An 18,112-nucleotide genomic window follows, 5' to 3' on the forward strand; every position below is an offset into this window, starting at 1 on the left:
CGCTCTGCGTGGGAATGCCTCAAGGGACGCTCCGCGTCGAGTGACGCAGAGCGTCACGGGCTGCATTCCCACGCGGAGCGTGGGAACGATCAAGCGGGGCTTAGAGGGTGAAATCGCCTTCAGCCGCCAGTTCGCTCAGCGGACGACGCGGGCTCGGCGTTTCCCGTGCTTGCAGGTAATCCGCCAGGGTTGCCTTGTCACCCAGCTTGCCCACCGCCACGGCGGCGTGCAGCGCATAACCCTCCGGAATGTTCAGCTCCTTGCGGGTCAGCTCCTGATCGAAGCCGGCCATGCCGTGGGTGTGCCAGCCGCTCAGGCTTGCTTGCAGTGCCAGATGACCCCACGCGGAACCGGTGTCGAAGGTGTGCCACAGTGCCGGCGTTTCCTCGGTCGCACCCGGTGCGGTGAAGGTGGTTTTCGAAATCACGATCACCAGTGCCGAAGCGTGTTGTGCCCAGCTGCGGTTGAATTCATTGAGCAGGCCCAGATAACGCTCCCAGTTCGGGGTGTCGCGACGGGCGTAGAGAAAACGCCACGGCTGCGAGTTGTACGCCGACGGCGCCCAGCGCGCGGCTTCGAAAAAGCTCAGCAGGGTTTCTTCGGAAATCGCTTCGCCGGTGAAGGCGCGGGGCGACCAGCGATCGGTGAACTGCGGGTGAATGGCGTATTCGGCAACGCGAGGGTTGGCACTCATCGAGAGATTCCTTGCTACGTTTGAGGACAGGTTGGAAGCGAAACCCGGCGGGATCAGTTGGGCTGAACGATGGGGTCGTGGCGCAAGCCTGCAGTTCACCGGATGCAACGCGGTCGAGCGTTAATGGCATCCGGCAAAGGCCTGGTGAGACCGGCAAAGCTACTTGGCCGCGCAAAAACTGACAAGCCCCGCACAACCGGTAGTCGCCAGCGCTTGGATCACGGGGCCTTGGGCACTAGACTGGCGGCCTTTTCACCACCTGATGTTGATGCTTGAGCCATGGCCGCCAAAGTCGAACCGTTCTGGATACGCAAAACCCTCGATCAACTCGATCACGAGGAGTGGGAATCGCTGTGCGACGGATGCGGTCTGTGCTGCCTGCAAAAGCTCGAGGATGAAGAAGACAACAGCGTCTATTACACGCGTATCGCCTGCAAACTGCTGGACCTGAAAACCTGCCAGTGCAGCGATTACCCGAACCGCATGAAGTTTGTCCCGGACTGCATCCAGCTCACCCCGGGCCAGGCCGAAGAGTTCAAATGGCTGCCGCCGACCTGCGGTTATCGGCTGGTCAGCGAAGGCAAGGATCTGCCGCTGTGGCATCACCTGGTCTGCGGTGATCGCGACGCGGTGCACCACGAACGGATTTCCCAGTCCGGGCGCATGCTCGCCGAAGGCAGCGTGCCGGAAGACGACTGGGAAGATCACCTGATTTTCCGCGCAGGTTAACGATTGACCAAGGAGCAGGTATGGCGACGGGATTGCGCCGGGCGCTGATCGTCACGTTGCTGGCGCTGAGTGCGCCGGTGTGGGCGGCAAAGAAAGTAGATCTGGATTATCAGGTACGCCTGCTGCCGCAGAGCGATCAGGCCGAAGTGCGCCTGACCCTCGCCAAGGGCGAAGCGGTGCGCAGTCTGGATTTCGATCTGGGCGATGGCAGCCATTACAGCGACTTCAAGGCCGACGGCCAATGGCAACTGACGCCGGGCCAACACGCACGCGGCGTATGGCGCCCGACGGCGGACAAGGCCAGCCTGACCTACCGCGTACGCATCAGCCACGGCCGCAAGAACGGCAGCTTCGACACGCGCATGACCCCGACCTGGGCGCTGATGCGCGGTGAAGAACTGGTACCGCCGGCCAGGCTCGATCAGCAGGACGGCATCGAGCTGGTCGCGCGCCTGCACTTCGAATTGCCCGACGGCTGGAAAAGCGTCGAAACCGCCTGGCCGCGCATCGGCAAGAACAAATTCCGCATCGACAATCCGTCACGCCTGTTCGACCGCCCGACCGGCTGGATGCTCGCCGGCCACCTTGGCAGCCGCCGCACCCGACTGGGGGAAACCGAAGTCACCGTGGCCTCGCCACAAGGGCAGGGTATGCGCCGGATGGATGTGCTGACGCTGCTGACGTTTGTATGGCCGCAGGTGCAGGCGGTGTTTCCGCGCCATCCGAGCAAGCTGTTGATTGTCGGTGCCAACGACCCGATGTGGCGCGGCAGCCTGGCGGCACGGGAGTCGATCTACCTCAACACGCGCTTGCCGCTGGTCAGCGAAAGCGGCAGCAGCGCACTGGTGCGCGAGTTGGCGCAGGTGTTCGGACGGATCAACGACGAGCAGCGCAGCGACTGGATCAGCGAGGGGTTTGCCGAGTATTACGCGATCGAACTGGTGCGCCGTGCCGGGGGGATGAGCGACGAGCGTTATCAGGCGTTACAGGCGAAACTGGCCAAGGACAGCCAGAAGGTCACGACCCTGCGCGGCGAGCAGATCAGCCCGGCGCAGCTATCGAAAGCGGTGCTGTTGTTACAGGAGCTGGACGGCGAGATTCGCCTGAAGACCCGCAACAAGCGCTCGCTGGATGACGTGCTGCGCGGGGCGATGCATCTGGGGACGGTGGACACCAAAGAGTTCGTGCAACTCGCCGAAAGCATTCTCGGCGAGTCGTCCAAAATCCTTGATACCGGGTTGCTTCGGTAGCGGTCAAACCCCGGCTTTCGGCGATTTCACCGAGTCATTGCCGGTCACGGTGGCGGTTTTGGTTGCCGCTTCGGCATTGGCCTTGAGCTTGCTCAGCTCCTCACCGGCGCGCTCGATCTTCGCCCGGACGTTGTTCATGTCCTGACGGCTTTTCTCCAGCAGGCTTTTCACCGAGCTGTGGCCGGTGATGCCGCGGGCCATGGCCACGCCGCCAATCGCCACCTGAATCAACCCGAATACGCCGCCACGGCGCAGGCCCTTGCCGACCATGATCACGCCGCCGGCCAGCGAGCCGATGCGCTCCCAGCCTTCGACGTTCTGCTCGGAACGGCTCTGGAACGGGGTGGATTCGATACGCTCGACGCGTTTGAGCTCGGTCATGATCTTTCTCCAGGCAATGAGTAATCGATAAACAAGCTGACTGCGCAGGCGGTCACCTCGTTCCATCGGATGTGCGGCGTTTCAGCGGAATTTCGGCCCGGAGCGGGTGTTCAGGCCTTTGGCCATGCGGTCGTAGAGCACGACGTTGACCGTGGCGGCGAGGTTCATGCAGCCAGTGGTCGGGATGTACACGACGTCTTCGCACCAGTCGCGGATCTCTTGATCCAGCGAGCCGTCTTCGGGGCCGAAGATGTACAGGGCGCGATCCGGGTGGGTGTATTCCGGCAGCGGGCGGGCGCCGTCTACCAGTTCCACGGCGACCGGGACGCAGTTGAGCGGCAGGATCTTTTTCAGGTCGTCGATGCCGATCAGCGGGATGTCGTAGTGCACGCGCTTGGTGTCGGTGACGAAATCGGCGGCGCGCTCATAGCGCTTGCCGGTGTAGAACACGGTCGACACGCCGTAGCAGCCTGCGGCGCGCATCACCGAACCGACGTTTTCCGGTGATTTGGGGTTATACAAACCAATGCAGCTGTACCGTTTGTCTGCCACGAGCGGGGTGCCTTCGGGAAAAAGAGGGCGATTATACGGGGATTGGGGGAGGGCGGGCAGATTCAGGATCTGCGGTGCTGATCGTTCCCACGCTCTGCGTGGGAACGATCAGAGTTGGGGGATCAGTCTTCTTTTTTCATGAGGCCGGCCAGGGCAGCAAACGGGTTGTGCGTGGCCTTGGCGATTTTCGGCGTACTCAGCGAGCCTTCGCCGAAATACTGCTGGTCGGTGTAGCGCGAGTGCTCGTTGTCGTGGCAGTACAGGCACAGCAGTTCCCAGTTGGAACCGTCCTGCGGGTTGTTGTCGTGGTTGTGGTCGCGGTGGTGCACGGTCAGTTCGCTCAGGCGCTTGCCGGAAAACTCACGGGCGCAGCGGCCGCACACGTGCGGGTACATCTTCAGGGCCTTGTCGCGGTAGCCCATTTCCTTGTCGCGCTGGTTGTCGGCGAGGATGCGATCCAGCTTCGAAGTGTTGGTCGGGGTGGACGAACTCATGGGTTCACCTTTGTAAAAAGACTAATGACGGTTATGAGGCAAGTTTAGCTCAGCCCTTGAGCTTCTCGGCAATCCAGATCGTGTGGCGCGTGCCCTTGTTGCCGTGGGCGAAGACCTGAACTTCCTCGGCCTTGAAACCGGCCTTCTTCAATTTGTCGGAAAACTGCCGGTCGGCGCTGGCCGACCACACCGCCAGCACGCCTTTGGGGCGCATCGCCTTGGCGCACGCGGCCAGGCCTGCGGCGGAATACAGCCAGCTGTTGGCCTTCTGGGTCAGGCCTTCGGGGCCATTGTCGACGTCGAGCATGATCGCGTCGAAACCGTTCGGCTCGCTTTGCAGCACCTTGGCCACGTCTTCCTGACGGATCACCGTGCGCGGATCGAGCAGCGGGCGCCCGGACTTTTCACCGAGCGGGCCGCGATTCCACTCGACCACACCGGGCACCAGCTCGGCGACCACCACTTCGGCGCTCTTGCCCAGATGCTTGAGTGCGGAGGCGAGGGTGAAGCCCATGCCCAGACCGCCGATCAGCACCCGCGAGTTCGGCCGGCCGGCGACCTTGCGGCACGGGATCTCAGCCAGCGCGTCTTCGGAGCCGTGCATGCGGGTGTTCATCAATTGGCCGCCGTCGCCGCCCTGGATCTTGATGACGAAGTCCTCGCCATACTCGAACAGGCACAGGGCGCCACCGTTGTCAGGGATCGGCGTGGTGTCGAGCAGAACGAAACGTTTCATGGAAATCTCTACAGGGGGGGAAGGCAAGCCGGCGCGTTGGGAGTAGCCTGAAGGCAGACTTCAGGCCAACGGAGCCCTTGATGAAGCGCACCATTCTAACGGTCATTACCCTGGCCGCGCTCTCGATAACTGCCGTACAGGCGCAACAGACGATTCCCGTCAGCCCGACACCGCAGCCGGGTTCGCCCGGTACGGCGACGCCAACCCCGTATCCGCAGATCAGCCCGGTGCCGATTCCCAAGGCAGGTCCCGGCAGTGGCGGCCCGCCGCTGGTGCCGATCGAAATGCCCAGCCCGCCGACCAAGGATCAGCCATTGCCGGGCCTCGAACAGAACGACAGCAAACCCAAATCCCCGGGAGGCTAGATCTGCTGGGCGGCGAGTTGACCGTCAGCCATGCGCAGGCGTTTGGACAGGGAAACGGCGAGGGCGCGGATGATCTTGGCGGCGATCTTCGGTGCGTCGTTGAGCATTTTTTCCAGCGAATCCTTGCCGAGGTTGAGCAACTGACAGTTGCTCGCCGCCACGCAAGTCGCCGAGCGGCGCTCGCCGTCGAGCACGGCCATTTCACCGAATGCCCGGCCGCTGCGCAGGGTGGCCATGGTCACGACCTGGCCGTCGCCACCGGTTTTCTGCACGGCCACCTGGCCGGTGTGGATGATGCACATGAAACTACCGGCATCGCCTTCGCGAAAGATCGCTTCGCCTTCAGCCACGGTGCTGATGCTGAAGTAGCCCGAAGCGGCGGCAAAATCCGCCAGTTGCAATTGATCGAACAGGCCGCAGTCCATCAGCCAGTCGCGGATTTCGTTGTTCAGTAGAGTGGGTTCTGACATGTCGTGCGGTCTTTTTGTTGTGTCGGGTGGCAGGCTCGCCACCGGGGGCCGATCTGCTTATCGGCTCCCGGTGCCCGGAATTAAGACCTGACTGACCGGCGGAGTTCCTCAGGCAACGCCCAGAACCTTGAAAACAAATGCATATTCGAGCGCTACGTCACGTAATCCCTGATAACGCCCGCTCATGCCGCCGTGGCCGGCGCCCAGTTCGGTCTTGAGCAGCAATGGATTGTCATCGGTCTTGGTCGCGCGCAACTTCGCCACCCACTTGGCCGCTTCCCAATACTGCACGCGGCTGTCGTTGTAGCCGGCGATCACCAGTGTTGCGGGATAGGCCTGCGCGGTGACGTTTTCGTACGGCGCGTAGGCCTTGATCCGCTCGTAAACCTCCGGCTCTTCCGGATTGCCCCACTCGTCGTACTCAGTGACGGTCAGCGGCAGATCCGGGTCGAGCATGGTGTTGAGCACATCGACGAACGGCACTTCGGCAATCGCCACGCCGAACAGATCCGGACGCTGGTTGAGCACTGCGCCAATCAGCAGTCCACCGGCGCTGCCACCGCTGATCGCCAGTTGTGGCGCGGTGGTAATGCCGTTGAGGATCAGGAATTCGGCGCAGGCAATGAAGTCGCTGAAGGTGTTGTGCTTGTGTTCCTGCTTGCCGGCGCGATACCAGGCTTCGCCCAGCTCGCCGCCGCCCCGCACGTGGGCGATGGCGAACGCCATGCCGCGATCCAGCAGGCTCAGGCGGGCGTGGGAGAACCACGGGTCGAGGCTCGAACCGTAGGCGCCGTAACCGTACAGGTACAGCGGCACCGCTTTGCCGACCATTTCCCGTTTCATCACCAGACTGATCGGCACCTGGGTGCCGTCCGGCGCAGTCGCCCACAGGCGCTGGCTGACGTAGGCGTCGGCGTCGAACGGGCCGAGCACCGGGGTTTCCTTGAGGACGGTCTGTTCGCCGGTGGCGAGGATCAGTTGCCGAACCTGAGCCGGACGATTCAGCGCTTCATAGCGCAGGCGAATGCGGTCGCTTTCGAATTCAAGGCTGTTTTGCACATAGAGGCTGTAGGCCGCGTCCGGTAATTGCACGCGATAAGGCGCCAGACCGTGTGGGCGAACTTCGATGATCGGCAGCCCGCCTTCGCGCAGGCTCAGGGTCAGGGCTTCGGCGTTGAGGGTCACGCCATCGAGCATCACCGAATCGCTGTGCGGAATCAGGTTCTGCCAGTCGGCTTCGCTGGGTGCGATGCCGGTGTCCGGCGCCTGGTACAGGGCGAAGTTGATGCCGTCGCGGTTGGTGCGGATGAACCAGGTCCATTCGCCATCGAGCTTGCCGTGATCGACGTCGTATTCGTGATCCTCGACCCGTGGCGCCAGGCAAGTGAACGGCTGCTGCGGCTGATTGGCGTCCAGCGCCCAGACTTCACTGGTGGTCTTGCTGCCCAGGGACAACAGCAATTGCTGCTCGGAGCTGGCGCGGTAGCAATGCAGGAAGAAACGCCCGTCCGGCTCGTGGAAGACCTCTTCGGCGGCGGTGCCGTCCAGACGATAGCGGAACAGTTTGTGCGGACGATGGGTGTCGTCGAGCACGCCGAAGAACAGCGTGAGGCTGTCATTGGCCCAGGTCATGCTGCCGTCGCAGTCCTGGAATTCCAGTTCGCTGACGCGTTCGCTGGATAATTCCTTCACGAACAGCGTGTAAATCTCGTCGCCCGAGGCATCGACGCTGTAGGCCAGACGCTGGTGATCGGGGCTAATACTGAAGGCACCGAGGGAGAAAAAGCCGCCGTTGGCCAGTGCGTTCGGATCAAGCAGCAATTGTTCGCGGCTTTCATCGAGGGTCAGGCTGTCGTCGGCCGGGCGCGGGCAGCGGTAGTGACGGGCGTATTCGTCACCCGCTGTGGTGCGGGTGTAATACAGGTACGGGCCCCATGGCGAGGGGAGGGACAGATCGGTTTCGAGGATCCGGCCCTTGATCTCTTCGAACAGGGTTTCGCGCAGCTCTGCCTGATCGGCGGTCTGCGCCTGCTGATAGTCGTTTTCAGCCTTGAGGTAGTCGAGCACCGCGTCGGTGTCGCGTTCCTGCAGCCAGGCGTACGGGTCGTGACCGGCGGCCTTGTGGGCAATCGGGGCGCTGATGACGTTGGCGGATACGGGCATGGAAAGCTCTCGAAAATGTAACGGAATAGGGTTTCGCAACCTGTGGGAGCGAGCTTGCTCGCGAAAGCGCAGGCTCAATCAATAATAGTGTTGAATCTGACGGCCTCTTCGCGAGCAAGCTCGCTCCCACAATGTCCGGGGCTGACCGACTGGCATTGGGACAAGCCTGACGTGCGAAAAGTCGTTACTATAAGCGCCTCTTTGCCTGCCTTGCCATGGACACCATGACCGAGAACGACTATCTGATCGCCTGGGGCCTTTACGCCTTTGCCGCCGTGGGCTGCCTGCTGGTGTGGATGCGCATGACCCGCTGGATGTGGCGCTGGCTGCGCGAGCCGCTGCGTGTATTGATGGCGGTGTTGCTGTTCAGCCCGACCATCATTGACCCGGTGAAGGAAAAATTCGCCCCGGCCATCGCCATTACCGCGCTGGATCTGGCGTTCAAGGTCGGCAACAACGCCTGGCGCGCGATTTCCGAATTGCTCATGTACGCCATGATCGCGTTCGGCCTGTACTTGATTTTCGTGCTGATCCGCCTGCCGATCGAGCGCGCCTCCAAGGCCCGCCGAGAGCAGGCTGAAGCCGCCCGCGCAGCGGCCCGGGCCGATGACGAGCGGGACGCCGATCAACCATTCGGCGGCGCGGGCGATGACCGCTACGGTCGCCCGCCGGTGCCGAGCAATCCGCAGCGCATGCGGGTCGAGCCGCGTCTGTAATCACGAGAGTCCGCACATGTGTGAATTACTGGGCATGAGTGCCAACGTGCCGACCGACATCGTGTTCAGCTTCACCGGGCTGATGCAGCGCGGTGGTCGCACCGGCCCGCACCGCGACGGCTGGGGCATTGCCTTCTACGAAGGTCGTGGGCTGCGCCTGTTCCAGGACCCGGCGGCCAGCAGCGAGTCGGAAGTGGCCAATCTGGTGCAGCGCTATCCGATCAAAAGTGAAGTGGTCATCGGTCATATCCGTCAGGCCAACGTCGGCAAGGTCTGCCTGTCCAACACCCACCCGTTCGTCCGCGAACTGTGGGGGCGCAACTGGTGCTTCGCGCACAATGGCCAGCTCGCCGACTTCTCGCCGATCAAGAGTTTCTACCGCCCGGTCGGCGATACCGACAGCGAAGCGGCGTTCTGCGATTTGCTCAACCGCGTACGTGCAGCGTTTCCGGAACCGGTCGATATAGAAGTGCTGCTGCCGGATCTGGTCGCGGCCTGCGCCGAATATCGCAGCAAAGGCGTGTTCAACTGCCTGCTCAGCGACGGCGACTGGCTGTTCTGCTATTGCTCGACCAAACTGGCGCAGATCACCCGACGCGCACCGTTTGGTCCGGCACGGCTCAAGGACGTCGATGTGATTGTCGACTTCCAGGCCGAAACCACGCCCAACGACGTGGTGACGGTGATTGCCACCGAACCTTTGACTGAAAACGAAACCTGGACCCGCTACGAACCGGGCCAATGGAGCCTGTGGCGACGCGGCGAATGCGTAAGCCAGGGCACGACCGAATAAGGATTGCACCCCCATGTTGCTCAGTTATCTACGGCTGGTGTTGTTTGCGGCGGGCCTGTTGATCGGTGTCCAGGTGCCGGGCTTCATCAACGATTACGCCAAGCGGGTCGAAGCGCACCTGATTGAGGCGCAGACCGGTCTGCGCGGCTTCCAGGGCACCGCCGAGCAGTTTTTCAAGGGTGACATCCAGGCACTGGTCGCCCATTACCGTGCCAGCGAAGACCCGGTGTTTCGCAGCGATGCCGACAGCCTGAGCACCTTGCTCAACCGTCAGCTGGCGCTGGACAAGCAATTCCAGGCGATGCAGGGCCCTTGGTACATCCGCTTCCTGCAAGTGGTGCTGGCCGCCGACCCGGACATCCGCAAGGAAACCTGGAATGGCTACAGCTACCAGATCCTGCTGACGCCGGAAGCGATGATCTGGGGGATGAGCGGCGCGCTGCTGTTGTCGTTCGGTCTTGAATGCCTGTTCCGTCTGATCGACTGGGTGGTGCTGGGCGGCAAGCGCCTGCGCCAGAGCCGGCCGATCGAAGACCGGGATGTGCGCGGGCTCTGAGCCTCAACGGATACTCCGCGCTGGGCTTGCGAGGGACGCGGAGCGTCCCGGGCTGCATTCCCACGCAGAGCGTGGGAACGATCAAGGGGCGAGCACGACGTAGTTCTCGCCCACCTTGCGCGCATACCCCTCCAGCACCTGCTGACACAGCGTCACGATCTCCTCGACCCATTCCACACCGACCCGCCACGACACCACCACCTGCAGATTCGGCGGGCGCTGTTCGATGTCGAGCAGGGTCAGTTCGCCCCGCGCCAGCTCCTCGGCCACCAACACTGGCGGCAACGCGCCAATGCCGAACCCGTCGCGCAACAGCCGGGTGATCGCCGACACCGAATTCACACAGTTCAACCGTGGCGCCAGCACGCCCTGGGCCTGCATCAGCGCCAGTATGTCCTGGTGCGGCCGGGAGTTTTTCGAGTAGGTGATGATCCGTTCCTGCGCCAGGTCGGCGAGGCTTTGGTAGTCGCGGTTGTAGATCGAATTGCTGGCGACGATCCAGCCGATGGGGTGGCTGGCCAGCTCCAGGCTGCGCACGCTTTCCTGGCGCACCAGATCGGTTTGCAGGATCAGATCGAGAAAGCCTTTTTGCAGCTGATCGCAGAGGTTCAGCGAGGTATCCGCCACCAGCTCGATTTCTACCCGTGGGTACAGATCGGTCATCTGTGCCACCAACGGGCTGAGCCAGGTGTGGATCACCGTGTCCATCACCCCGATCCGTACCCGGCCGACCTTGCTCGAACGGGTCTCGATCGACTGCTTCAGCGCCTGCATCGTGTCGAGCATCTGCTCGGCATAGTCCAGCACTTTCAAACCTTCGGGCGTCAGGCTGACGCCGCGTGAATCACGCAGAAACAGCTTCACCCCGAGCTCGCCTTCGAGCACCGCGATCCGGCTGGAGATCGAGGCCTGGGTGGTGAACAGCTTGTCGGCGGTCAGGCGAAAACTTTTCAGCCGGGCGACCCAGACGAAGGTTTCGAGAAACTTCAGGTTCATGGCAACAAATTTTTCTTATGTCTTGGGCGGGTTTTTATTCGTTGGACGCGACCGGGTGACGCACCCAAGAATCGACGCATCCGGTTCCCACGATAGGCGTCGTCGGAGCTTCGAACAAGACCAATAAAAGCCTGCGGAGACATGCCATGAGTGCGCCCGACACCCTCGACCTCCCCAAGACTGCGGCCCGTCCCGGCCCGTTCGACTGGTATCGCAACATCAATCAGCAAGAACGCCGGACCTTCTGGAGCTGCAAGATCGGCTACGGTCTGGACGGCATGGACACCCAGATGCTCAGCTTCGTGGTGCCGACCCTGATCGCGATGTGGGGCATCACCACCGGCGAAGCCGGCCTGATTCACACCAGCACCTTGATCGCCTCGGCCATCGGCGGTTGGGTGGCGGGGATTCTCTCCGACCGCATCGGTCGCGTGCGCACCCTGCAATTGACGGTGCTGTGGTTCGCCTTCTTCACTTTCCTTTGCGGCTTCGCCCAAAACTACGAACAACTGCTGATCGCCCGAACCCTGATGGGCTTCGGTTTCGGCGGTGAATGGACCGCCGGCGCCGTGCTGATCGGTGAAGTGATCCGGGCCAAGGACCGCGGTAAAGCGGTGGGCATGGTGCAATCCGGCTGGGCCTTGGGTTGGGGCCTGACGGCGATTCTCTATGCGCTGCTGTTCTCGGTATTGCCACCGGAAGACGCCTGGCGCGCACTGTTCATCCTTGGCATCGTGCCGGCGGTATTCGTGATTTTCGTCCGCCGTCTGGTGAAAGATCCGGAGATCTACCGCGAAGCCAAAGCCAAGCAAACTCCGGACAGTCAGTCGAAGTTCTACGAGATCTTCGCCCCCGGCATGCTCTTCACCACGATTCGCGCCTCGCTGCTGACCACCGGCGCCCTCGGCGGTTACTACGCGATCACCTCCTGGCTGCCGACTTTTCTGAAGAACGAACGCGGCTTGAGCGTACTCGGCACCGGCGGTTATCTGGCGATGGTGATTGTCGGTTCCTACGTCGGTTATGTGATCAGCGCCTATTTGACCGACCTGTTGGGCCGCAAGAAGAACTTCATCCTGTTCGCAGTCGGCTCGTTCACCATCGTTCTGCTCTACACCCAATTGCCGGTCAGCAACGGCGTGATGCTGTGGCTGGGCTTCCCGCTGGGCTTTTTCGCTTCGGGGATTTTCAGTGGCATGGGCGCGTTTCTCACCGAGCTGTTTCCAACCCGGATTCGCGGCTCGGGGCAGGGCTTCTGCTACAACATCGGCCGGGCGCTGGCGGCATTGTTCCCGCTGCTGATCGGGCTGCTCAGCCAGAAAGTGCCACTGAGCGTAGGCATCGGTGCCTTTGCGGCGGTGTCCTACGGCGTAGTGATCCTCGCGGCGTTGAGCCTGCCGGAAACCCGTGGCAAGCAACTGGACGCGCAGTAACTGATAACCTGCGACAACGCCCTACGATAAAAAAAGACAAAAGCTACAGGAGTGTTCACCGTGAGCCGCCTGCTATTGAACTGTGACATCGGCGAGAGCTTCGGCAGCTGGACCATGGGTCTGGACGCGGAAGTCATGCCCTTCATCGATTGCGCCAACATTGCCTGCGGTTTTCACGCCGGCGACCCGGGCATCATGCGCAAGACCGTCAGCCTGGCCCTGAGCCACGGCGTGCAGATCGGCGCGCATCCGGCCTATCAGGATCTGGTCGGGTTCGGCCGTCGCTCCATGGCTTACACCGCCCAGGAACTGCAAGACATCCTGCATTACCAGATCGGCGCCCTCGACGGCATTTGCCGTGCCCAGGGTGGCAAAGTCAGTTACGTCAAACCCCACGGCGCGATGTACAACGACATGATGGCCAACCCGGCGCAGTTGCGGGCGGTGATTCAGGCTGTCGCGGCTTACGACCGCAGTTTGCCGCTGATGCTGATGGCCACCCGCGATAACACGGCAGCCCAGCAACTCGGTGACGAATACGGCGTGACCCTGTGGTTCGAAGCCTTCGCCGATCGCGCCTACGACAGCGCCGGCCGACTGGTTTCGCGACAACTCCCCGGCGCGGTGCACCACGATTCCGAAACCATCATCGGGCAAGCGCTGACCATCGCCCGTGGCGACAACCTCACCGCCAGCGACGGCAGCGCGCTGCATCTGCAAGCCAATACGCTGTGCGTGCACGGTGACAACGCCAGTTCAGTGGCGGCCGTGCAGCGCATTCGTCAGGCCCTGAACGAGCAGAGCGCGCCATGAATCCGCGGGTGGAAGTGGTGGCGCTGGATTGCCTGATGCTGCGCCTGTTCGATGAAATCGCCGAAGCCAACATGCCGTGGATGCTCGCCGCCAGCGAGCGGCTGCGCGCGGTGTTCGGCGCACATCTGATCGATCTGGTGCCGTCGTACACCACGTTGATGGTGCATTACGACCTGACCGCGTTGAACCCGAATCAGGCTCGGGAATTGATCGCCGAAGCCTTGATCGACCTGTCGCCGAATGCGCGCACCGGCGGCCAGTGTCATGTGCTACCGGTGTGGTACGACCTTAGCGTCGGACCGGAATTGAGCCTGCTGTCGCAACGCAGCGGTTTGTCGGTGGAAGAAGTGATCCGCCGTCACAGCGCCCGTGAATATCAGGTGTTCGCGCTCGGATTCGCACCGGGGTTTGCCTTCATGGGCTTGGTGGAAGAAGTCCTGGCAGCACCGCGTCTGAATACGCCACGCAAGAAAGTCGCCGCCGGCAGCGTCGGCATCGCCGAGCGGCAGACAGCGGCGTATCCGGTGGTGTCTCCCGGTGGCTGGAACCTGATCGGCCGCACGCCGGCAAAACTTTTCGACCGTGAACGCGATGGCTACAGCCTCATGCAGCCCGGCGATACCGTGCGTTTCGAAGCGGTGAGCCATGCCGAATTCATCCGTCTCGGCGGTGACGACACGCCTCTGGAGGCCCTGGCATGAGCCGACTGACGATTGAAGCAAGCACGCCGCTGTGCCTGTTGCAGGATGCCGGGCGGTTTGGGGTGCGCCATCTGGGCGTGACCCAGGGCGGCGCGGCGGACTGGCGGTCGATGGCCTGGGCCAACTGGCTGCTGGGCAATGGCCTGGACTTGCCGGTGATCGAAATCACCCTCGGCGGGTTCACAGTGGTGGCTGAAGAAGATTGCTTGCTGGCATTGGCTGGCGCCGATCTTGGCGCGCAGCTCGACGGTGAAGTGCTGGCACCGTGGCGCAGTTTCAAACTGCGCAAAGGACAGACCTTGAAGTTCACCCAGCCGTTGCTCGGGGCTCGGGCCTATCTGGCAGCGCCCGGCGGTTTCAGTGCGCCGAAAGTGCTGGGCAGCAGTGCCACGGTGGTACGCGAGGAGCTCGGTGGCCTCGATGGTTTTGGCTTGCCATTGGCCAAGGGCGCTTCGCTGAGTTATCAGGGCGAAACCTTATTGGTGCGTGAGGTCCCGGCGGAGCATCGACCGGACCTGCGCCTCGACGCGCCGCTCGATCTGGTGTTGGGCGCGCAGATCGGTCAGTTCAGCGGGCAGAGCCTGTTCGATGCATTCAACAGTGCCTGGACGCTGGACAGTCGTGCCGATCGCATGGGTATTCGCCTGCTGGGCACGGCGTTGCAGTATCAGGGCAAACCGATGATCTCCGAAGGCATTCCGCTGGGCGCGGTGCAGGTGCCACCGGACGGACAGCCAATCGTGTTGCTCAATGATCGGCAGACGATTGGCGGTTATCCGCGATTGGGAGCGTTGACGCCGTTGGCGCTGGCCCGGTTGGCACAGTGTCTGCCGGGAGCGAAGGTCAGATTGCGCCCGGTGGTGCAAGAAGTTGCATACCGGGAGCATGTCGAATATCTGAAGCGCTTTTGATTGTTTCCCCCGCCGCTGGCGGGGGAGCCATTGCGGATTACTTGGACAGAAACCGCATCCCTTCTTCCAGCCCGCGCAGGGTCAACGGATACATCTGATCCTCGATCAAGTCCCGCACGATGTTGGTCGACGAGGTGTAGCCCCACGTATCTTTCGGGTACGGATTGATCCAGATGAGCTTCTTGTACTTCTCCATGAAGCGCTGCATCCACACGTAACCCGGCTCTTCATTCCAGTGCTCGACGCTGCCGCCAGCCTGGGTGATTTCATAGGGCGCCATCGCCGCGTCACCGATGAAGATCACTTTGTAGTCGGCGCCGTACTTGTGCAGCAGGTCCTGGGTCGACGTGCGCTCGGAGGTGCGGCGCATGTTGTTCTTCCACACGGATTCATAAATGAAGTTGTGGAAGTAGAAGTACTCCAGATGCTTGAACTCGGTCTTGCAGGCCGAGAACAGTTCCTCGCAGATCTTCACGTGGGCGTCCATCGAGCCGCCGATGTCGAACAGCAGCAACAGCTTCACCGTGTTGCGCCGTTCCGGGCGCATCTGGATGTTCAGCAGGCCGGCGTCCTTGGCGGTGTGGTCGATGGTGCCATCGATATCCAGTTCTTCCGCCGCGCCCTGACGAGCGAATTTGCGCAGGCGGCGCAGGGCGACCTTGATGTTGCGGGTGCCCAGCTCCACGGAGTCGTCGAGGTTCTTGTACTCGCGCTGATCCCAGACTTTCACCGCTTTACCCTGGCGCTTGCCGGCATCGCCGACCCGGATGCCTTCCGGGTTGAAACCGCCGGAACCGAACGGGCTGGTGCCGCCGGTACCGATCCATTTGTTGCCGCCGGCGTGGCGTTCCTTCTGTTCTTCCAGGCGTTTCTTGAACTCTTCGATCAGCTTGTCCAGGCCGCCGAGGGACTGGATCTGCGCGCGTTCCTCGTCGCTCAGCGAGCGTTCGAACTCCTTGCGCAGCCAGTCTTCGGGAATCAGCGCCTGCAAGTGATCGTCGAGCTTTTCCAGGCCATTGAAGTAGGCGCCGAACGCACGGTCGAACTTGTCGAAATGCCGTTCGTCCTTCACCAGAATCGCGCGCGACAAGTAGTAGAACTCGTCCATGTCGGCGAAGGTCACGCGCTGTTTCAGCGCGTTGATCAGGTCGAGCAGCTCGCGCACCGATACCGGCACCTTGGCTGCACGCATTTCATTGAACAGGTTGAGCAACATGGCGTCAGCCTCTTAGCGGGTGCCACGACGGCTCATGAACGCCAGGCGCTCAAGCAGTTGCACGTCCTGTTCGTTCTTCACCAGCGCACCGGCCAGCGGCGGGATGGCTTTGGTCGGATCGCGTTCGCGCAGCACCGCTTCGCCGATGTTGTCGGCCATCAGCAATTTCAGCCAGTCCACCAGCTCGGAGGTCGAAGGCTTCTTCTTCAGGCCCGGCACCTTTCGCACGTCGAAGAACACGTCCAGCGCTTCGCTGACCAGATCCTTTTTGATGTCCGGGTAGTGAACGTCGACGATTTTCTGCAGGGTGGTGCGGTCGGGGAAGGCGATGTAGTGGAAGAAGCAGCGGCGCAGGAAAGCGTCCGGCAGCTCTTTCTCGTTGTTGGAGGTAATGATGATGATCGGACGCTTCTTGGCCTTGATGGTCTCGTCGATCTCGTAAACGTAGAACTCCATCTTGTCGAGTTCTTGCAGCAGGTCGTTGGGGAACTCGATGTCGGCCTTGTCGATTTCGTCGATCAGCAGAATGACGCGTTCTTCAGACTCGAACGCTTCCCAGAGCTTGCCCTTCTTCAGGTAGTTGCGCACGTCGTGGACTTTTTCATTGCCCAGTTGCGAGTCGCGCAGACGGCTGACCGCATCGTACTCGTACAGGCCCTGATGGGCCTTGGTGGTGGACTTGATGTGCCAGGTGATCAGCTTGGCGCCGAACGATTCGGCCAGTTGCTCGGCGAGCATGGTCTTGCCGGTGCCCGGTTCGCCCTTGACCAGCAGCGGCCGCTCCAGGGTGATGGCGGCGTTGACCGCCAGCTTCAGGTCATCGGTGGCGACGTAGGCCTGGGTGCCTTCGAACTTCATCTGCTAATCCTCGAACGGTAACGCCGACCTGAACGGGCAGGGCGGGGGCGAAATAATCGGATGCCCGACTATAACGCGCGGCCCGGTCGACTGTGAACGCAGACGGCTTATTCAGTCTCTGAATGGGGCGTCACATGTTGACTCAGTTTCGGCCGAGAGCGAGTTGAGCAAGTGCGCTAACCCGCATCCGGCTTCGGCCGTTCATACCGGGCATTGAAGGCCTGGATGAATCCGTTACGCAAGATCTGCAAAAACGCTTCGAACGCGCTGATATCTTGCTGGTGCACGTTGCCGCTGAGTTCGACCTTGGTCGCGAACTGGTTCTTGCCCTGGTTTTTCAGCACGGTTTCAGTGCCGCCGACCAGCGCTTCCCAGATCGAGCGGAAGATGCCCTTGTTCTTGTTCTCGACATCCTGCTGCCAGTTGAATACGTCGACGTCGCGCAGCAGCGGTTTGATGTAGCCCTTGAGTTGGCCCTTGTTCGCTGCGGCTTCGATGACCACGTCGCCGTGGCCGGCGTTGAAGTCGAATTTGCCGTAGGCCGAGGCGAAGTCGTTCATGCGTTTGAGTTCGATATCCCGGGCCCGCAGGCGAAATTCGAAGTCTTCGAAGTTGCTCAGCGGGTCGAAGGTGGCTGTGGTTTCGAGCGGCGCATGGCCCAGCAGCAGGGCTTTGCCTTCGAAGCGGGCGTCGCGTTTGCCTTTGGTGTCGACCACGTTGGTCAGGTTGAAGATGCTGGCGTCGACATTCGTCGCATTCATGTTCACCGGTGGTTTTGAGTTGAAGTTGCGAAAGCTGATGCGGCCATCGTTGATCTGAACTTCGTCGAGGGTGATCGGCAGCAGTTTGCCCAACTGCGCGCGCCAGTCGGTGCCCTGACCGGTCTGGGAGTTCTGCTTGTTGGCCCCACCATCGACGAAGTTCACCTGCGGTTTGAAGAACTTCACCTGCGCCACCACCGCATGGTCGTACCACAACGAGTGCCAGCTGACGGACAGGTCGATCAGCGGCGCATCGACGAACGGTACCGGGACCTTGCCGTCGACCTTGACGATTTTCAGGCCGTTGATCTTGTAGGCCCCGCGCCAGAGCGCCAGGTCGACGTCGGTGATCTGGCCGCGGTAGTCGCCCATGTTGGCCAGTTTGTCATTCAGATAGTCACGCACGAGGTAGGGCAGGGCGATGTGCAGGGCGACCAGCAACACCACAACAGTGGCGAGAATCCACAACGGCCAGCGGTAGCGACGCTTCATGGCAGCAAATCCCGAACGGTGTAAAGCGGTTG

The 18,112-nt window shown here is 61.8% G+C and carries 21 protein-coding genes; 10 read left to right on the forward strand and 11 right to left on the reverse strand.

The genetic code is table 11. The features are described 5' to 3' along the window. Positions 1-100 precede the first annotated feature (100 nt). A complete protein-coding gene (locus LOY31_RS07145; RefSeq protein ID WP_085605592.1) occupies positions 101-694 on the reverse strand; it encodes a nitroreductase family protein in 594 nt (197 codons plus the stop codon). Between the two features lie 279 nt (positions 695-973). Between LOY31_RS07145 and LOY31_RS07150 the strand changes: the two genes are divergently transcribed. Further along, positions 974-1,423: a YcgN family cysteine cluster protein gene (locus LOY31_RS07150; RefSeq protein WP_007958058.1), complete on the forward strand. Its 450-nt coding sequence runs from the start codon at positions 974-976 to the stop codon at positions 1,421-1,423. A 20-nt stretch (positions 1,424-1,443) separates the two neighbouring features. Continuing rightward, positions 1,444-2,673 carry a hypothetical protein gene (locus LOY31_RS07155; protein WP_258713046.1) on the forward strand — a complete coding sequence of 410 codons (1,230 nt, stop codon included), beginning with the start codon at positions 1,444-1,446 and terminating at the stop codon, positions 2,671-2,673. Positions 2,674-2,676: 3 nt separating this feature from the next. On the opposite strand, the gene LOY31_RS07160 is transcribed toward LOY31_RS07155, so the two are convergent. The 4 genes from LOY31_RS07160 to LOY31_RS07175 all read right to left on the reverse strand — a co-directional run bounded on the left by LOY31_RS07160 (position 2,677) and on the right by LOY31_RS07175 (position 4,836). Continuing rightward, the gene (locus LOY31_RS07160; RefSeq protein WP_007958064.1) at positions 2,677-3,054 is read right to left on the reverse strand and encodes a DUF2892 domain-containing protein; all 378 of its coding nucleotides are present in this window, start codon (positions 3,052-3,054) and stop codon (positions 2,677-2,679) included. Positions 3,055-3,135: 81 nt separating this feature from the next. Further along, complete coding sequence (locus tag LOY31_RS07165) at positions 3,136-3,606, reverse strand: RNA methyltransferase (protein ID WP_007958066.1); 471 nt, start codon at positions 3,604-3,606, stop codon at positions 3,136-3,138. A gap of 122 nt (positions 3,607-3,728) precedes the next feature. Further along, positions 3,729-4,100, reverse strand: a complete 372-nt coding sequence (locus LOY31_RS07170; RefSeq protein ID WP_007944009.1) for a YajD family HNH nuclease — start codon at positions 4,098-4,100, stop codon at positions 3,729-3,731. Between the two features lie 49 nt (positions 4,101-4,149). Continuing rightward, positions 4,150-4,836, reverse strand: a complete 687-nt coding sequence (locus tag LOY31_RS07175; protein ID WP_011332930.1) for a hypothetical protein — start codon at positions 4,834-4,836, stop codon at positions 4,150-4,152. A gap of 80 nt (positions 4,837-4,916) precedes the next feature. Here LOY31_RS07175 and LOY31_RS07180 point away from each other — a divergent pair, with 80 nt between their 5' ends. Further along, a complete protein-coding gene (locus LOY31_RS07180; protein ID WP_039772629.1) occupies positions 4,917-5,201 on the forward strand; it encodes a hypothetical protein in 285 nt (94 codons plus the stop codon). Here LOY31_RS07180 and LOY31_RS07185 read toward each other — a convergent pair. Both LOY31_RS07185 and LOY31_RS07190 read right to left on the reverse strand, forming a co-directional pair. Further along, positions 5,198-5,671: a cyclic nucleotide-binding domain-containing protein gene (locus LOY31_RS07185; protein ID WP_007956482.1), complete on the reverse strand. Its 474-nt coding sequence runs from the start codon at positions 5,669-5,671 to the stop codon at positions 5,198-5,200. The genes LOY31_RS07180 and LOY31_RS07185 overlap by 4 nt on opposite strands. Before the next feature lie 108 nt (positions 5,672-5,779). Continuing rightward, positions 5,780-7,834: a S9 family peptidase gene (locus tag LOY31_RS07190; protein ID WP_258713047.1), complete on the reverse strand. Its 2,055-nt coding sequence runs from the start codon at positions 7,832-7,834 to the stop codon at positions 5,780-5,782. Positions 7,835-8,049: 215 nt separating this feature from the next. Here LOY31_RS07190 and LOY31_RS07195 point away from each other — a divergent pair, with 215 nt between their 5' ends. Genes LOY31_RS07195 through LOY31_RS07205 form a run of 3 tightly spaced genes read left to right on the forward strand, consistent with a single transcriptional unit; the run spans position 8,050 to position 9,899 of the window. Then, on the forward strand, positions 8,050-8,550 hold the full coding sequence (locus LOY31_RS07195; RefSeq protein ID WP_039772625.1) for a hypothetical protein: 501 nt from the start codon (positions 8,050-8,052) through the stop codon (positions 8,548-8,550). Positions 8,551-8,566: 16 nt separating this feature from the next. After that, complete coding sequence (locus tag LOY31_RS07200; protein WP_011332933.1) at positions 8,567-9,343, forward strand: class II glutamine amidotransferase; 777 nt, start codon at positions 8,567-8,569, stop codon at positions 9,341-9,343. Between the two features lie 13 nt (positions 9,344-9,356). Then, positions 9,357-9,899, forward strand: coding sequence for a DUF2937 family protein (locus LOY31_RS07205; protein ID WP_007956487.1), 543 nt, complete (start codon positions 9,357-9,359; stop codon positions 9,897-9,899). A gap of 81 nt (positions 9,900-9,980) precedes the next feature. On the opposite strand, the gene LOY31_RS07210 is transcribed toward LOY31_RS07205, so the two are convergent. Further along, on the reverse strand, positions 9,981-10,895 hold the full coding sequence (locus LOY31_RS07210; RefSeq protein ID WP_221533392.1) for a LysR family transcriptional regulator: 915 nt from the start codon (positions 10,893-10,895) through the stop codon (positions 9,981-9,983). Positions 10,896-11,041: 146 nt separating this feature from the next. Here LOY31_RS07210 and LOY31_RS07215 point away from each other — a divergent pair, with 146 nt between their 5' ends. The 4 genes from LOY31_RS07215 to LOY31_RS07230 are packed head-to-tail and all read left to right on the forward strand — an operon-like array spanning position 11,042 to position 14,753. Then, the gene (locus LOY31_RS07215) at positions 11,042-12,328 is read left to right on the forward strand and encodes an MFS transporter (protein WP_127797217.1); all 1,287 of its coding nucleotides are present in this window, start codon (positions 11,042-11,044) and stop codon (positions 12,326-12,328) included. Positions 12,329-12,388: 60 nt separating this feature from the next. Then, the gene (locus LOY31_RS07220) at positions 12,389-13,141 is read left to right on the forward strand and encodes a 5-oxoprolinase subunit PxpA (RefSeq protein WP_085605606.1); all 753 of its coding nucleotides are present in this window, start codon (positions 12,389-12,391) and stop codon (positions 13,139-13,141) included. Further along, positions 13,138-13,842 carry a 5-oxoprolinase subunit PxpB gene (gene pxpB, locus LOY31_RS07225; RefSeq protein ID WP_258713048.1) on the forward strand — a complete coding sequence of 235 codons (705 nt, stop codon included), beginning with the start codon at positions 13,138-13,140 and terminating at the stop codon, positions 13,840-13,842. Before LOY31_RS07220 ends, pxpB begins: the two co-directional genes overlap by 4 nt. Next, complete coding sequence (locus tag LOY31_RS07230) at positions 13,839-14,753, forward strand: biotin-dependent carboxyltransferase family protein (RefSeq protein ID WP_258713049.1); 915 nt, start codon at positions 13,839-13,841, stop codon at positions 14,751-14,753. Before pxpB ends, LOY31_RS07230 begins: the two co-directional genes overlap by 4 nt. Before the next feature lie 37 nt (positions 14,754-14,790). Here LOY31_RS07230 and LOY31_RS07235 read toward each other — a convergent pair whose 3' ends face one another. The 3 genes from LOY31_RS07235 to LOY31_RS07245 all read right to left on the reverse strand — a co-directional run bounded on the left by LOY31_RS07235 (position 14,791) and on the right by LOY31_RS07245 (position 18,080). Then, a complete protein-coding gene (locus LOY31_RS07235; RefSeq protein ID WP_016771218.1) occupies positions 14,791-15,969 on the reverse strand; it encodes a VWA domain-containing protein in 1,179 nt (392 codons plus the stop codon). A 12-nt stretch (positions 15,970-15,981) separates the two neighbouring features. Beyond that, entirely contained in the window at positions 15,982-16,827 is an 846-nt protein-coding gene (locus tag LOY31_RS07240) for a MoxR family ATPase (protein ID WP_007911294.1), read from the reverse strand. 176 nt (positions 16,828-17,003) lie between these two features. After that, a complete protein-coding gene (locus LOY31_RS07245) occupies positions 17,004-18,080 on the reverse strand; it encodes a DUF748 domain-containing protein (protein ID WP_258713050.1) in 1,077 nt (358 codons plus the stop codon). Positions 18,081-18,112 lie beyond the last annotated feature (32 nt).

The organism is Pseudomonas sp. B21-021, assembly GCF_024749205.1.
Taxonomy (GTDB): Bacteria; Pseudomonadota; Gammaproteobacteria; order Pseudomonadales; family Pseudomonadaceae; genus Aquipseudomonas; species Aquipseudomonas paraglycinae.